General features: G+C 67.3%; 12 protein-coding genes. 4 read left to right on the forward strand and 8 right to left on the reverse strand.

Annotation, left to right across the window (positions count from 1 at the left end; all coding sequences use genetic code 11):
* Positions 1-35 precede the first annotated feature (35 nt).
* From ACFOYW_RS08990 to pseI, 5 genes are all read right to left on the reverse strand, one after another.
* The gene (locus ACFOYW_RS08990) at positions 36-2246 is read right to left on the reverse strand and encodes a glycosyltransferase family 52 (protein WP_390228568.1); all 2211 of its coding nucleotides are present in this window, start codon (positions 2244-2246) and stop codon (positions 36-38) included.
* Positions 2247-2383: 137 nt separating this feature from the next.
* Complete coding sequence (locus ACFOYW_RS08995; RefSeq protein ID WP_390228569.1) at positions 2384-3619, reverse strand: class-III pyridoxal-phosphate-dependent aminotransferase; 1236 nt, start codon at positions 3617-3619, stop codon at positions 2384-2386.
* Positions 3620-3621: 2 nt separating this feature from the next.
* Positions 3622-4791 carry an ATP-grasp domain-containing protein gene (locus tag ACFOYW_RS09000; protein ID WP_390228571.1) on the reverse strand — a complete coding sequence of 390 codons (1170 nt, stop codon included), beginning with the start codon at positions 4789-4791 and terminating at the stop codon, positions 3622-3624.
* Positions 4788-5849: a zinc-binding dehydrogenase gene (locus tag ACFOYW_RS09005; protein ID WP_390228572.1), complete on the reverse strand. Its 1062-nt coding sequence runs from the start codon at positions 5847-5849 to the stop codon at positions 4788-4790. Before ACFOYW_RS09005 ends, ACFOYW_RS09000 begins: the two co-directional genes overlap by 4 nt.
* Before the next feature lie 4 nt (positions 5850-5853).
* A complete protein-coding gene (pseI, locus tag ACFOYW_RS09010) occupies positions 5854-6918 on the reverse strand; it encodes a pseudaminic acid synthase (RefSeq protein WP_390228574.1) in 1065 nt (354 codons plus the stop codon).
* A 91-nt stretch (positions 6919-7009) separates the two neighbouring features.
* Between pseI and ACFOYW_RS09015 the strand changes: the two genes are divergently transcribed.
* Positions 7010-9382, forward strand: a complete 2373-nt coding sequence (locus ACFOYW_RS09015; RefSeq protein WP_390228576.1) for a hypothetical protein — start codon at positions 7010-7012, stop codon at positions 9380-9382.
* 36 nt (positions 9383-9418) lie between these two features.
* Here the strand turns inward: ACFOYW_RS09015 and ACFOYW_RS09020 are convergent, their stop codons facing one another.
* Positions 9419-10348 (reverse strand): NAD-dependent epimerase/dehydratase family protein, encoded by a 930-nt coding sequence (locus ACFOYW_RS09020; protein WP_390228578.1) that lies wholly within the window; start codon positions 10346-10348, stop codon positions 9419-9421.
* Positions 10345-11373: a glycosyltransferase gene (locus ACFOYW_RS09025; protein ID WP_390228579.1), complete on the reverse strand. Its 1029-nt coding sequence runs from the start codon at positions 11371-11373 to the stop codon at positions 10345-10347. Before ACFOYW_RS09025 ends, ACFOYW_RS09020 begins: the two co-directional genes overlap by 4 nt.
* Before the next feature lie 23 nt (positions 11374-11396).
* On the opposite strand from ACFOYW_RS09025, the gene ACFOYW_RS09030 reads away from it, so the two are divergent.
* Positions 11397-11912, forward strand: coding sequence for a GtrA family protein (locus ACFOYW_RS09030; protein ID WP_390228580.1), 516 nt, complete (start codon positions 11397-11399; stop codon positions 11910-11912).
* Between the two features lie 35 nt (positions 11913-11947).
* Here the strand turns inward: ACFOYW_RS09030 and ACFOYW_RS09035 are convergent, their stop codons facing one another.
* Positions 11948-12742, reverse strand: a complete 795-nt coding sequence (locus tag ACFOYW_RS09035) for a glycosyltransferase family 2 protein (RefSeq protein ID WP_390228582.1) — start codon at positions 12740-12742, stop codon at positions 11948-11950.
* 95 nt (positions 12743-12837) lie between these two features.
* Between ACFOYW_RS09035 and ACFOYW_RS09040 the strand changes: the two genes are divergently transcribed.
* Positions 12838-13767, forward strand: a complete 930-nt coding sequence (locus ACFOYW_RS09040) for an ABC transporter permease (RefSeq protein ID WP_390228583.1) — start codon at positions 12838-12840, stop codon at positions 13765-13767.
* On the forward strand, positions 13760-14620 hold the full coding sequence (locus ACFOYW_RS09045; protein WP_390228584.1) for an ABC transporter ATP-binding protein: 861 nt from the start codon (positions 13760-13762) through the stop codon (positions 14618-14620). Before ACFOYW_RS09040 ends, ACFOYW_RS09045 begins: the two co-directional genes overlap by 8 nt.
* The last annotated feature ends 6 nt before the right edge of the window (positions 14621-14626 follow it).

Here is a 14626-nt window from a genome sequence, read left to right on the forward strand (position 1 = left end):
TCCGCGACGTTCGCCGCGACGGCCAGTTGCGGAGGTCAGAGCGGAAGCCGTCGACGGCCTACGTCGAGCACGCTCCGTAGCTTCCACATCGGCCACCCGAGGAGCGCTCGCGGATTCTGAGCCGCGGTGCGGATCTTGCCGACTCGTGCTCGGGCTGCCTGCTGGGTCGAGCGCTTCAGCGTCGAGGCGGCGTCGGCGAGGCGGAACCGCGGGCTTCCATGGTCGGGGATGAAGCTGAGGATCGCCGCGCGGATTTCGGCAGGGTCGGTGAGGTCGTCGCCGAAGAGGCGTAGGCGCCGGCGCGCGAACTGCGTGGTGTGCACCGCTGACGAGGAGAAGCTGACCGCCAGTTCGATTTCTGCCGATTCGGCCATCAGATTCAATGCCTCGGCCGGCATGCTGCGATCCATCACCGGGACGCCCAGAGAACGGTAATCGACCGTGTCGGCGGGATGCGGCTTGATGACGCAGGCTGAGCCGCCGTACTTCGAGACAATGCCTCGGTACAGCTCCAACTGCTCGAAGGGTGAGCAGTGGCCGATGTGCGCCAGCGGCTGCGTGTACACGAGCACGGTCGACCGGGTGAACCCGATCGAGCCACCCGCATACGCACGCGCGAAGAATTCGCGCAGATTTTCGCGCTGTTCACGCATCGCCGCGAGCGGGTCGAACGTCTGGACGAGGGCGCCCAGGTCGTCGGGTACGTGCTCGGGTTGCGCGCCGACGATGATCTCGGTGATCTTGGGAGACCCGTAGATCGTCGGCGGGAACACCTGACCGAGTCGTGCCAGCACCCGGTCCCACTTGCCATACGTGTGGTGGATCCGAAGCTCACGGCTCATCGACGCGTATGCATCCTCGACGCGCGTGAGCGTTGCGAAGCTGCGCTCGATCACGTACCACGACGGGAGCGTGTCGTTGAAGGCGAAGCACTGGTCGTCAGTACCGATCGCATCGATGACGGACGCGAACTGGCTGCGCATGACGTGCGGGAGCCACGTTTCCACAGTGGCAGGGTCGGCCTCGAGACGATCGTCGATCTCCGAGACGACATTGCCCATCGTGTAAGTGATGACGCGGTGCACCCATGGCGTCGCGCTGAGAGCGGTGAGGAACTCTGGCGAGAATTCCTGGTACGCGGTGTAGATGAAGATCTGCGCCGGCCGCTTTCTGTGGGCGGCGAGCAGCAACGCGAAGAGAACGTGGTAGTGCGTGTGGCAGAAGTAATCGTCTGTCGGGCTGCGCGTCAGCGCGAGATCGCCGACCGCCAGCTGGCCCTCCCCGCTGCTTCCGAGCGCACCAGGGTAAAGGCGCCACATCGCATTCCAGTCGCCCCTCTCAAGTGCTCGAGCCAGTCCATGGAGGCTTCCTCGTCGTACCGCGGCCAAGTACGGGGCACGATCGCGGAGGAATTTGCCCACTTCCCCAAGGAGGACCAGTCGGTACTCGTGGTCGCCGACCGGCCACGCCTCGAAGAATCGGGTGAGGTCGAGAGCGAGCACCTCTCGCATGAAACGGGGCCGCAGCTGGTGCGGCATGACTTCCCAGCACGCTTCAAGCGAGCGCATCTTGTCGTGAAGTCGGGAAACCGACATTACCGATGACGACGTCCAACGACTCGTGTATTGCGTCCAGCGGTATGTCGGAATATTCGTGAAGTGGGCCGGACTCGCTAAATAGAGTTCTGTTGCGAACAGTCGATCCTCGTAGTGTCCGGCCGTGAACCGAATACCGGACTCGACCAGAAACTCACGCCGGATAAGGCGCCCGTGGATCATCTGATCCGTGAAGGGATAGTCGGTGTTGCTGTGGTAGACCCGGTAGGTGCTGCCAGGTAGGTACTCGAGGCTGATGTTGAGCACCTGGCCGCGCTCGTCGACGAGGCAACGGGTTCCCACCACCACGTTCGCCGCGAATGTCTGCGCGTGTGCGATGAGCAGTGCGATGGCGCCGGCCTCGACGTGATCGTCGTCGTCGACGAAGAAGACGAACTCGCCTGTGGCCTCGGCGATTCCGGCGTTTCGCGCCGCCCCCTGTCCCGCGTTGGGCTGCCGGCGAACGGACATGCGCGGGTCGGGCTCGGCCTGGGGGAGCCAGCCGGCGACGGGGACATCGGAGCCGTCGTCGACGACGATGAGCTCGATGGCGGCGTGGGTCGACGCGAGCACCGATTGCACGGCCGACAGGATGCGCTCCTGATGCCCGTTGTAGCTGGGCATGATGACCGATACCGTCAGCTCCCGCATTCGGGCGTCCGACGCGTACCGGGTCGCGAGGAATTCGCGATATTCGCCGGCATTGGCGAAGGCATGGCTCGAGAGAGCGCGTGCTGAACGGATGCTCCGACCGCGGCGGCCCACGGAAAGGTTTCGTGGTCCCATCGTCACCCGACTTGCAGCGACGCCGCAGTCTCGTCGACGACCTCGGCGACCTTCCGCAGCGATTCCCTGATGTCGTCCTCACTGATCAGGTAGTCGGGGAGGAAGCGCAGCACGGATCCACCGCTCGTGCCCTGGATGATGACGCCGCGTTCGAGAAGGCGGCCGACGAGCGTCGAGTAGATGGGGCGGTAGTCGGCGATGCCGGGAATGGAAAGGTCGATCCCGAGCATGAGGCCCGTGCCACGCGGGTTGACCAGATGGGGGCTGCTCGCGGCGGCTTCCTGCAGGGCCTCCAGGAAGATCGTGCCCATCTTCTTCACGTTGGCCAGCACGTCGTGCCGTTCGATGTAGTCGATCGCGGTGTTGACCACTGCGGCCCCGAAGGGGTCGTTCTGGTGAGAGCTGTAGTGGGCGGGCAGGCGACCTGCCTGTGCGATCACCGTGTCGCGGAACATCGCGACAGCCACCGGGTAGCCGAGGCCGATGGCCTTGGCGAGTGCGACCATGTCGGGCACGATGCCGAACTTCTGGTAAGCGAACCAGTCGCCAGTACGGCCGAAGCCGGTCTGGCACTCGTCGAGCACGAGCAGAATCCCGTACTCGTCGCAGAGAGCCCGAGCGGCGACGAGCCAGGAGGCCGGCGGGAAGACCATGCCGCCGACCGAGACGATCGGCTCGATGAGCATTGCGGCGATGTCGCCGGACGTCTGCATGAGCAGTTCGAGGCTCGCCAGCGACGCATCGAGCTGCTCGCTCGTCCAATCCCTGTCGGGCGCGGGGATCGGATAGACCGGCGACACCCGCGGGACCGCGTAGCCGCCCCCCATCGTGACGCTCTGGGCGCCGAGCGTGAGCCCGTGGTAGCCGTTCTCGAAGCAGATCACGCCCGGCTTGCCCTTGATGAACTTCGCGTCCCGCAGGCAGAACTCGATCACCTCGGCGCCGGTGCTCAGGATGATGCTCGATGCCCTCATCTCGCCGCTGATGCGGTGCAGCCGCTCTGCCGCGGCGAGCACCTCGTCGCTGATCAGGGCTGTGCTCGTGTTGACGAGCGACGCGGTCTTGCGCGCGATCTCGTCTTGAACCTCGGCGTTCCCGTTGCCGAGCACGGTGCAGAACTGGCCGGACGTCAGGTCGACGAGCCGGCGCCCGTCCTGCCCGAAGACGGCGCTGCCCTCACCGCGCGTGAGCACTACGTCATCGAATCCGATGACGGGAATCAGGTGGTTCGCATCCATGGTCATGCCCCTTCGAACGTGAAAGCTGTCAAAACGGCATCCGCCTGCCGCCCCAGGTCGGCGCGGTCGGTGCCGCGGACGATGAAGAACCCGCGCTGCATGAGCTCGGGACCGTTGGTCACCGGAATCATCTCGCGCCCCACGATCCGCTCCTCGAATTCGACGAGGTCGACCGTCTGCGCGAGCGCCGTCATGTCGGGCGCGGCGGCGACGGTGCCGTGGTCGAAATCGAAGAAGCGCATCAGGAGGGCGTCGCTCGCACTCGGGGCGAAGTGCGCGGCATCCGCCCCGTCGCGCGCTGCGAGCAGGAACTCGCGGATCGGGTCGACCCCGGAGGCCAGCGGGGTGAACAGGTCGTGCAGGTGGTGGCCGGATGGGCGTGCCGAGAGCTCGACGATGAACGCGCGCCCGTCGCGTTCGATGAGATCGGCATGAAGCAGGCCGCTGGTGATCTTGAGAGCGTCGACGGCGATGGCGAGCGCGGCGGCGGCGGCCGCCTGCATGGGGTGCTCCGCGGGCATTGAGTAGTACCCGATCGCCTGCCGGTACGGCAGCGGCGTGTTCAGCTTCTCGCGAAGCAGAATGACCCGAAGCGCACCGTCGACCACGGCGGCATCGACGCCATACTCGGTTCCTTCCGCGAACTCTTCGATGATGAGGTCATCGCGCGAAGGCAGGACCGTGAGCAGCGCGTTCTCGAGTTCGTCGGAGGTCATGCACACCGTGACGCCGCGGCTGCCCGAGCCGAACCGTGGTTTCAAGACGACGGGGAACTGCGCGGGCAACGGATGGTCCACGCTGCCGGCCGGGATGAGGATGGCGGTGGTCGAGCGCAGCGAATGCAGTTCCATGACGCGGTGGAACTCGTACTTGTCGGTGCAGAGTCGAGCGCTCGTCTCGCTCACCCCGGGAAGCCCGAAGCGATCATTGACGACGCCTGTCGTCGTGAGGTAGCGGCCGATCGGCACCGGGATCACGATGTCTGGCGCATCACCCAGAGCGGCGAAGACGGCGACCGGGTCGGTGATGTCGACGACGAGGCCCGAGTCGGCGGCGCGCAGACCAGCGGCTTCCGGATTCCCGTCGAGGGCGACGACGTCGTACCCGAGCTGTTGAGCCACCTTGATTCCGTGCAGCGACTCCGAGCTCGCGCCGATGACCGCGGCCCTCACGGCCGCACCAGGACCTTGATCGCCTCGCGAGCGTCCATGAGCTCGTAGGCGGTGGCGACATCGTCGATCGACACCGTGTGAGTGAACACCTTGCCCGGCTCGATCGTGCCGTCGAGCACGCGGGGGAGCAGCACGTCGAGGTAGTGACGGGCCGATGCCATGCCGCCCTTGACGCCGATGTTGCGCGTGAACAGGTCACGGACGTGAAGCTCAGGGCCGCCGGCCGGCACCCCGACGAACCCGACGTTGCCGCCGCCGCGCACGACTGCGAGCGCCTGGTCCATGGATTCCTTCGTGCCGACGCACTCGAGCGCCGCGTCTGCGAGCTCGCCGTCGAGCAGGGCACGGACCGCGGCCGTCGCTTCGGCGCCGCGCTCTGCGATGACGTCGGTCGCACCGAACTCACGAGCGAGCGCCGCGCGATCCTCGTGGCGGCTCATGACGATGATGCGGCTTGCTCCGCGCAGGCGCGCAGCAAGCACGGCGGACAGGCCGACCGCGCCATCGCCCACGACGGCGACGACATCTCCGGGCCCGACCTGAGCGCTGGTGGCGGCGTGGTAGCCCGTCGGCATCACATCTGACAGTGCAAGCAAGTGAGGTATCAGGCCGCGTGCCTCAGCTTCAGACTCGGAGATTCCGAGGGTGCGCAGGGATGCCTGAGCGAGCGGGATGCGGACCTGCTCTCCCTGCGCGCCATCGACCTGCAGCCCGGCTCGGTCCAGCCCGCCGACCATGGTCATGGAGTCGCACACGGAGGGGTAACCGGCTCGGCACGCCTGGCACTCGCCGCAGTTGAGCGAGAACGGGACAACGACGAGGTCGCCGACGCCGACTGAGGTGACGTCGGCGCCGAGATCTTCGACCACACCGACCAGTTCGTGCCCGATCGGGCGCGGTGACCGCACGGGGCTCACGCCTCGGTAGTTCCACAGGTCGGAGCCGCACACACAAGCCGCGACGACGCGGAGGACCGCGTCGCCGGGGGTGAGCAGGTGAGGCGCGGGGCGGTCCTCGACGCGAACGTCACCTGCCCCGTGGATCACTGCTGAGCGCACGCCGTTACACCACGTTCCAGGTCAGCGGCGTCCCCCGCGTGACGTCCTGGGTGAATCTGCGACCGAGAACCACGTCCAGCATCTTGGGCTCGAGGCCACCGGCCGGCCGGATGGAACGCACGTTCTGCGCGGTGACGACGTCTCCGGCCTTCGCATCTTCGACTATGTAGAGCGACCGGCGCAGACGCAGGCTCTCCGCCTCGTGCTCCGTCGGGCCCAGGCGGGGCACGCCGAGTGCCTGCCAGGCCGCGTACGACTCGTCGACCAGCGACTTCAGCTCGTGCGGCTCGAGGGAGAAGTCGGAGTCGACCCCGCCGTCTGAGCGCTTGAGGGTCACGTGCTTCTCGATGATGGCAGCGCCGAATGCGACCGATGCCACCGAGACGCCGATGCCCATGGTGTGGTCGGACAGTCCGGCGACGACGTTCCAGGTGTTCTCGATGATCGGCAGCTTGCGCAGGTTCGTCTCGGCCGGCGGGGCCGGGTATGAGGAGGTGGTGCCGAGCACGGCGATCTGCTCGTTCCCCTCGGCGCGTAGCGTTTCAACGGCGAGGTCGATGTCGGACACCGTGGCGGCCCCGGAGCTAAGGATCACCGGCTTGCCGGTACGAGCGATGGTGCGAAGCAGGGGAATGTCGCCGATCTCGATCGAGGCGACCTTGTAGACCTCAGCACCGAGGCCCTCGAGAAGCTCCACCGCCGAGTCGTCGAAGGGGCTGGAGAACGGGATGAGGCCGTAGCTGCGAGCGCGCTCGAAGATCGCCTCGTGCCATTCCCAGGGCGTGCTCGCCTCCTGGTAGAGCGAGTAGAGGTTGCGATCGCCCCAGAGCTCGTGGCCGCTCGTGATGCGGAACTCAGGCCCGTCGTGATCGATCGTGATCGTGTCGGCGGTGTAGGTCTGGAGTTTGACCGCCGGAGCGCCGGACTCGGCGATCGCGTCGACGATCGCGAGAGCCCTTCCGAGGTCTCCGTTGTGATTGCCGCTCATCTCGGCGACGACGAAGGGCCTGTTTCCTGGCCCGACACGATGCGGCCCGACGTGGAATTCGGGCTGAGGCTGCGACGTCATTCCTCAAATGTTACCGGGTCGAGTCTTGGCGCCATGCACGGCGCAGCGCGCCCCAGGCTGCAGCACAGCCTGCCGCCATTAGAGTGACCGCGTGAATCTACGGCGATCGGCTGCGCTGGCCGACGGGGGCGCCGAGCCGGCGCGCCAGGTGGCGGTGGCATCCGCCAGTAATCGGAGCGTCTCCACGTTCATCCGGGGCTGCGCGCGTTGGTTGCCGCTCGCCCTCTCGGTGCTCGCGATCGCGCTGATCACCGCACACTTCGATACGCCGTGGTCGGCCATCGGCCTGTACGCCGTCTACGTGCTCCTCACGGCAGTCATTCCCGGAACACTGCTGTGGCGCATGCTGCGGATCAGACCGCACTCCGCGCTCGAAGAGATCGCTGCGGGAAGCGCGCTCGGGCTCGCGGTGCAGGTGCTTCTCACCTTTGCCCTCGGCCGCATCGGTGTGTCGCCTCGCCTGGCCGTACTCTGGTGCCTCATCGTCGTGGTCGCAAGCATCGTCGTGCCCGGCCTGCGTCAGAACTGGAGGTCGCAGGCACCGCGACCGGTATCGCCATGGATGTCATGGATTCTCGCCGGCACCAGCGTCGTCGCGGCATGGTGGGTGGGCAATACCGGTTTCCGGGCAAACGCGATCGCCCCGGTTCCGGGCTTCCCGGGTCAATACTTCGCACCGAACCCGTACGTCGACTTGCCGTTCCATCAAGCTCTCTCGGCGGCTGTTCTGCGAAGCGGCGATGTGTTCCCGTACGTGACGAGCGTGCCGTTGCAGTACACGATGATGGTTTACGAGCACATCGCCGACGTGACCCGCTGGACGGGTGTGGACCTGACGCTCGTGCTGCTGCGGCTGAACACCCTGCCTCTCGTCGCGCTCGCCGTCGTGCTCTGCGGCGCTCTCGCCTATCGGGTCAGCCGGTCGAGCGCGGCCGGCGCGCTGGGCGGTGCGCTCGGGTATCTCGCCGCCTCCGCGTGGCTGTATCGCGGCGTAGATGCCGCGTTCGGGGGCGTGCAGTCCCCGCTGACCTACCTCAGTCCGACGCAGGTCTTCGGCGAGCCGATCTTCCTGGCGCTCCTCCTGCTCATGGTGGTGCTGCTCCGCGAGCGCCGGACGAGCCCGTGGGTGTACGCCGCGGCTGCGGCGCTCGCGTTCGTCGCCGGCGGCGCGAAGGCGACGTTCCTGCCTCTGATCCTGTGCGGGCTGGCCGCGGCGCTCGTGGTCGGGTGGATTGTGCGCGCGAAGAAGACGCGGGCGTTCGTGATCCTGCTCGCCATCTCCGCCGTCACGTTCCTCGCGAGTCTCGAACTTGTCGATGGAACCAACTCGCGCGGCCTCAAGCTCTCCGGGGGAACCGATCTGCTCTCCCGGCTCGCGGTTGCGGGGGCACTGGGCCCGATCGTCGATCGTCCGGTGGTGCGGGCCGCCGCCATCCTCGCCGTCGGAGCCGTTTGGGTCCTCGGGGTGATCGCAGCGCTGGCCGCGCTCGTGCTGAGACGACGGGATGTCACCGTGTGGCTCCTTGCAGGCGTCGGCGTCGCGGGCATCGGTGCCGCGATCTTCGGCTCCCACCCCGACCTCAGCCAGGTGTACTTCCTGCGCAGTGCGTCACCCGCGCTGTTCGTGCTCGCCGCAGTCGGTCTCGCGGAGCTGGTGAAACGCACCCGGGTCCGGCCCGTTGCGTGGGTGGCGCTGGCAGCGTCGCTCGCAGCAGGGCTCGCGACCGCGCTCGTGATCCGTGACCGCGCGACGATGCCTACGACGTTCAACGGTGTCACGCACACGTATGTGAAGCTGCTGTGGCCGTATGCCGCCGTGGTCGCTGTGGGGCTCGTCGCGGGCGCGGTGATCTATGTCGCCGCGCGGTATGGTCGCGGGCGCATCCGGTTCATGATCGGGGCGGCGGCGCTGCCGCTCGCGGCCCTGGTCGCGTTCGGCGTCGTCCAGGGCTCGGCGTTCTCCGGCATGGCGGACTACGGCCTCAAGCCGTCGCCGACGCCGCGTGTCGACGAGACCGCCGCGGGCATAATGACGCCGCCTGACGGCGCTGAGGCCGCACGCTGGCTGCGCGAGCATTCCGCGACCACCGACACAGTCGTGACGAACATGCACTGCCTTCCGCTGACCGCGACGCGTCACGGCTGCGACCCGCGCAACTTCTGGCTGGCCGGGCTCGCCGAACGCAACGTGCTGCTCGAGGGCTGGGCCTATTCGACGCCTTCGGCCAAGGTGGCGCCCGGCTTCACGGGCTCCGACCTCAACCCGTACTGGAACCAGTCGTTCCTCAAGGCGAATGATGCGGCGATTTACGACCCGTCTTCGGCCACGGTCGCGTGGCTGCGCGCCCACTCGGCGCAGTGGGTCTTCGTCGACGGAACCGTCGGAACCGCGTCGCCCAGATTGAAGAGCTATCTCCACCTCGCGTTCCAGCGCGGCGAGTTCTCGGTCTATCGCGTGCCGTGACCCGCGGTGCGGCGGCTCGTCGGCAGCTGCCGTGCGTCAGCGGTGTGCCAGAGTGCGTCCGCGCACGTCGGCAAGCGTCTGCGCGAAGCCGACGGGGAAGGGTGTGAGCGTTCTGCGGTCGATCTCCGGAAAGACGGTGGACTCCATCCGCAGGTCGCGGGCCTGAGCCGCACTGAACGGCGAGGCCGCGAGGATCAGGGGCGGCCGGCGGCGAGCGATCAGTCGCAGCTCGCCGAGCACTTTGGCGATCGATATCGCCTGACCCGACGCGATGATCTTGGTGACGGCGGGCGAGCCCGGTGCGAGCTGGGTCATCGCCTGCACGAGCTCGACGATCGTCGCCGCGGCGTCATCGACGTAGATGTAGTCGCGCAGCGTGTCCATCGGCACATAGACGCCCAGCGGGCGATTCGTGACGAGGGAGAGGCAGAGCTGAGAGATCAGGCCCTGCGGCTTGGCGAGGTTCTGCCCTGGCCCGTAGAGGTTCGCGATCCGTCCGATGGCGACCCGAGTACCGGCATCCGTCAGGCCCGCGATGATTTGCTCGAGGGCGAGCTTCGTGTGCCCGTACGGGGCGAGCGGCTCAGGAGTCGTCGCCTCGGTGAACGGCGGGTGCGCCGAGCCTGCATATGCCGCGCCGGCCGAGGATGCGAAGAAGAAGGTGCCTGTGCGCGCCGCACTCGACTGTGCAACGTGGGCGGCGAAAGCCGAGAAGACAGCGATCTCTTCGTCGAAGACGGCCTGTGGAGTCTGGGTCACGCCCGCGCCCGCCGCCCAGAACACCGCCCACGGTCCCGCCGCAGCGGTGAGGGCGTGAAAGGCGCGCTCGAGGTCGCCCCGCGCGTCGGGCCCGCGCCACCGGATCGCCGGGCGCAGGGTGTGGAAGCCGCGCCGGTTCAGCTCGCGCGAGAGCGCCTTGCCGAGCAGCCCATGACTTCCTACGACCAGCGCCGGCGACGAGCTCACTTCGGGTGTTCCTCGTCTTCCGCCGTGGGGGTCGGCTGTTCTTCCCGGCCGAGGGGGCCGCGTGCCGGGTCGGAGATGATCAGGTACGGAGGTCTGCCCATCGCCTGGTTGACGGCGACGCCGACGTATTCGGCGATGACGCCGAGGAACAGGAGGATCACGCCGCCGATGACGAGCTCGGTGACGATCAGCGACGCCCAGCCCTGTGGCCACGAGCCGCCCATGATGTGCCTGACGATAAGGACGATCGCCGTGATCACACCCGCCGCGGCGATGATCGCTCCGGCGACGCTGACGACGCGCAGGCCGCGCGTTCCGCTGGTGAGGACGAGCCGCCAGAAGTGTGAGAGCAGGCGCCGCAAGTTGTACCCGGACGGCCGGTCGCCCTCATCGCGCAGCTCGATCGGCGCGGTGGCGATGCGCCCGGCGACCCAGCCCAGCGCGACGTCGAGGTACACGCCATGACCGGCATAGGCGGCTACGGAGCGACCGGTCTCGCCGAGCATGAGGCGGAACGAATGGTAGCGTCGCGCGTCCCGGCTGCCGCTCAACAGGTCGACGACCCGTTTCGAGCCGCGCGACGTGACGTTCCGGAAGGCGGAGTGCGGCGCCTCATTCGTCGGCTGGGCGTATACCAGGCTGGCCCGCTGATTGAGGGCGACATCAAGCATGATGCCGAGCTGACCGGGGTCGTACTGGCCGTCTTCGTCGATGGTCGCGACCCATTCCTCACCCGACGAAGCGATGCCTGCGAGGGTCGCCGCATGCTGCCCGAAATTGCGGCTCAGCCAGATCGCACGAACGAACGGGTACAGCCCTTCGAGCTCGCGCATCACGAGATCGGATGCGTCGGGGCCGTTGTCGTGGACCAGGATGACTTCGCCGACCCGCGCCGCCCGGCCGCCCGGCGTTGTGAAGCCCTCGGCGAGGGGCTGGATCTCGGCGACCAGGGCAGCCAGAGTGTCTGCGCCCCGGTACACGGGCACCACCACCGAGATCGAATGCGGCGTCAGGGCATTGGTCACCTCGCGACACTACATTAGGAACGATGTCACGAGCCGAACGCGCCGCCCGAGTGGTCAGTCGCGACGAAGTGTCGCCGGAAACCGAGGTTCCGGCGAACCGTCGCGGGCTGCTTTTTCGTGTCGTCACAGACCAGCGCGTCGCCTTCATGATGGTCGGCGGGGTCAACACCCTTCTCGGCATCGCCTGGTTCGCGCTCTTCCAGACCCTGTTCGGTCAGCACCTCGGCCGCTACGGCTACATGGTCTCGCTGCTGTGCGGGTACGCGGCATCGATCATCTGCGCTTTCTTCCTGCACCGGTACCTCGTGTTCCGCGTGCGCGGGCACTTCTGGCTCGATCTCGGCCGCTTCACACTGGTCAACTGCGCAGGGCTCGGCGTGAACGCGGTGCTGCTGCCCGTCGTCGTGGAGACCACGCACTGGCATCCGATCATCGCCCAGGCGGTCGTCGCGATCGGCGTAGCCGTGATCAGTTATGCCGGCCACAAGTACTTCTCGTTCCGCCGCGACAGGAATCACGGCGTCGACGAAGTCCGGTGACGCTGAGGCGCCGACCCGGGCGCTCTCGCCGTGGTTCAGATGCGACTCTTGCGCAGCGCAGCCACGATGTCGGTGACGAGATGCAGCAGCGCGCTGGGCACCGAGAGCCGCTCTTCCGTGCGGAGCACCTGCCAGACGGCGCGCACGGCCCGTTGGCGCTGGGCCGAGTGCGACCCCGGGGATGCCGCGCGGTACAGGGCGAGCGGTTCCGTGATGCCCACGGCGAGCCCGCCCTCGCGGAGGATCCGGAGCCATAGGGCCCAGTCCTCGGCACCCGGCAGGTCGGGCATCTGCACCGGCCCGGTCTGCCGTGTGTCCACCACCGCCGTGAGGCACCCGACGACATTGGCGCGCAGCAGCTGCGCATGGGTGAGTCGCGTCGGCGCCTCGACGACGCGGCCCTCGGACCGGAACCCTGCCACCGACCCCGCGAAATCGGCGTCCACTCGGTGGTAGCTGCTGTAGAGGAGCGCCGCACCCGTGGCCGCCGCGACGTCGAGTTGCCGTTCCAGTTTCGTCGGCAGCCACAGGTCGTCTGCGTCGCAGAAGGCGAGGTATCTGCCGCGTGCCGCGGCGATGCCGTCGTTGCGGGCAGCGGCCGGCCCGCCCCGCTCCGAGCGGCGGACGAGTCTCACGCGAGAGTCGCTCGACGCGAGCTCGGCGGCGATCGCCGCAGTGCCGTCGCTCGACCGGTCGTCGATCACGATGAGTTCAAGGGAATCCACTGACTGATCAAGTACGCTTTGAGCCGACTCACGCAGGGTCTGTGCGCTGTTGAAGGCCGGCATGATCACCGTCACGACCGGCCGCGCACCCTTTTCAGTCGTCACAGGGAACGATCGTAACGAAGCCGTGAGACGGGAAGATCCGCCCGCGCTCGATGAGAGGCCTGATGTGAACACACGTAGTGAAAGAGGAATTGAGCTTGGCTGATCCGAAACCGGGGCTGGTCGTCTCGCCGCGCCTGAGCTCAGAGGCGGCGGCAGAACTCGCCCAGCAGTCGGGTCTGCGCGAGATGGGCGTACGTCCACCGCTCGGTCACTACATCCAGGGAGTGTGGGGGAGGCGCTCCTTCATCTGGAACCTCTCGTCATCGCGCGCCTACGTCCGCAACCAGGGTTCGTATCTTGGCCAGGCATGGGCGGTGCTGAGGCCCGCCCTCGATGCGTCCGTGATGATCATCATCTTCGGCTTCATCTTTCATGGCAGCGCGCCGGGGATCCACAACAGGGCTGCGTTCATCGTCATCGGCTCGTTCGCGTACACCCTGTTCCAGCAGATCGTCATGGCCGGTATCGGCTCGATCCCGAGCGACCTTCAGCTCATCCGCTCCCACCAATTCCCCCGTGCGGTGGTGCCTCTGGCGGCCGTGATGACCGAGTCGGTCCTCTTCGGTCCCGTCATCATCGCGATGGTGGTGCTCGTCCTATTGACGGGATTCCTGCCGCATATGGGCGGCGTGGTGATTCCGCAGTGGTCCTGGCTGCTCCTGCCGTTCGCCGGCGCCCTGCTCGCCATCTTCTCCGCGGGTGGCGCACTCTTCTTCGCCAGGGTCGGGGCGCGTACGCCGGACATCGCGAACGTCGTGCCGTTCCTCCTTTCCCTCGGGCGCTACGCGTCCGGCGCGACGTTCTCGATCGTGGGCCTGACCGGCTCGCACAGCTGGTTCCGCCCCCTGTTGGAGTACCAGCCGCTGCAGGTCTTCCTCGAACTGTTCCGTTCGTGCTTCGCCAACGAGCCGAACATTCCGATGACCGGAGCCCTGTGGGCACAGGCAGCAGCGTGGGCGGTCGGCATCTTTGCGATCGGATTCCTGTTTTTCTGGGGCGCAGAGGAGACGTACGGACGTGACTGACGAGATCGATTACGAGATCGACGCCGAGGACCTGCCGAAGCGGATGGAGAGGAGAGAGCTCGGGTCTCCCTCCGTCATCGTCGACGACGTGCACATCACCTATCGCGTCTTCGGCGCGCGTCGAGGCGGCACCACCAGCTCGAAGACCTCGCTCATCAACCGCGCAATCAACGCTGGTCGGCCCGACACCGGCCCCATCACCGAGGTGCACGCGGTTCGCGGCGTGTCATTCGTCGCGCGGCACGGCGAGTCGATCGGGATTCTCGGCACCAACGGCTCGGGCAAGTCGACGCTTCTGCGGGCGATCGCAGGCGTCCTGCCGCCGAGCAAGGGCCGGGTCTTCACGAGCGCGGAACCGGCGTTGCTCGGCGTGAACGCGGCCCTGCTGCCCAAGCTCACGGGGGAACGGAACATCACCGTCGGCGGTCTGGCCCTCGGGCTCAGCGCGAAGGAAGTGCGTGAGCGCACGTCCTCCGTCGCCGATTTCGCGGAGCTCGGCGACTTCCTGTACCTGCCGATGAGCTCCTACTCGTCGGGCATGGGCTCACGCCTGCGATTCGCGATCTCGACGATGCAGACGCCGGACATCCTGATGATCGACGAGGCCCTCGCGACCGGTGACTCGTCCTTCCGCAAGAAGAGCACCGAGCGGATCGAGGAGATCCGCGACAGCGCGGGAACCGTGTTCTTCGTCTCGCACTCGCTGGGTTCCGTGCGTGCGATGTGCAGCCGCGTGCTGTGGATCGAGAAGGGCAAGCTGGTTGCCGACGGCGACGTCGACGAGGTCTGTGACGCCTACCACGACTTCGTCGCGGGCCGCAGCAACGCCTCGGCGGGCGCCAGCCTGAGGTAGCGCGGC

The organism is Gryllotalpicola reticulitermitis, assembly GCF_042651345.1.
GTDB lineage: Bacteria > Actinomycetota > Actinomycetes > Actinomycetales > Microbacteriaceae > Gryllotalpicola > Gryllotalpicola reticulitermitis.

What these genes read in the sequence shown, in the direction of transcription:
- ACFOYW_RS08990 (WP_390228568.1), bottom strand. Translation starts at nt 2,246, where the DNA reads ATGCGGGAGCTGACGGTATCGGTCATCATGCCCAGCTACAACGGGCAT.
- ACFOYW_RS08995 (WP_390228569.1), bottom strand. Translation starts at nt 3,619, where the DNA reads ATGGATGCGAACCACCTGATTCCCGTCATCGGATTCGATGACGTAGTG.
- ACFOYW_RS09030 (WP_390228580.1), top strand. Translation starts at nt 11,397, where the DNA reads ATGTCACGAGCCGAACGCGCCGCCCGAGTGGTCAGTCGCGACGAAGTG.
- pseI (WP_390228574.1), bottom strand. Translation starts at nt 6,918, where the DNA reads ATGACGTCGCAGCCTCAGCCCGAATTCCACGTCGGGCCGCATCGTGTC.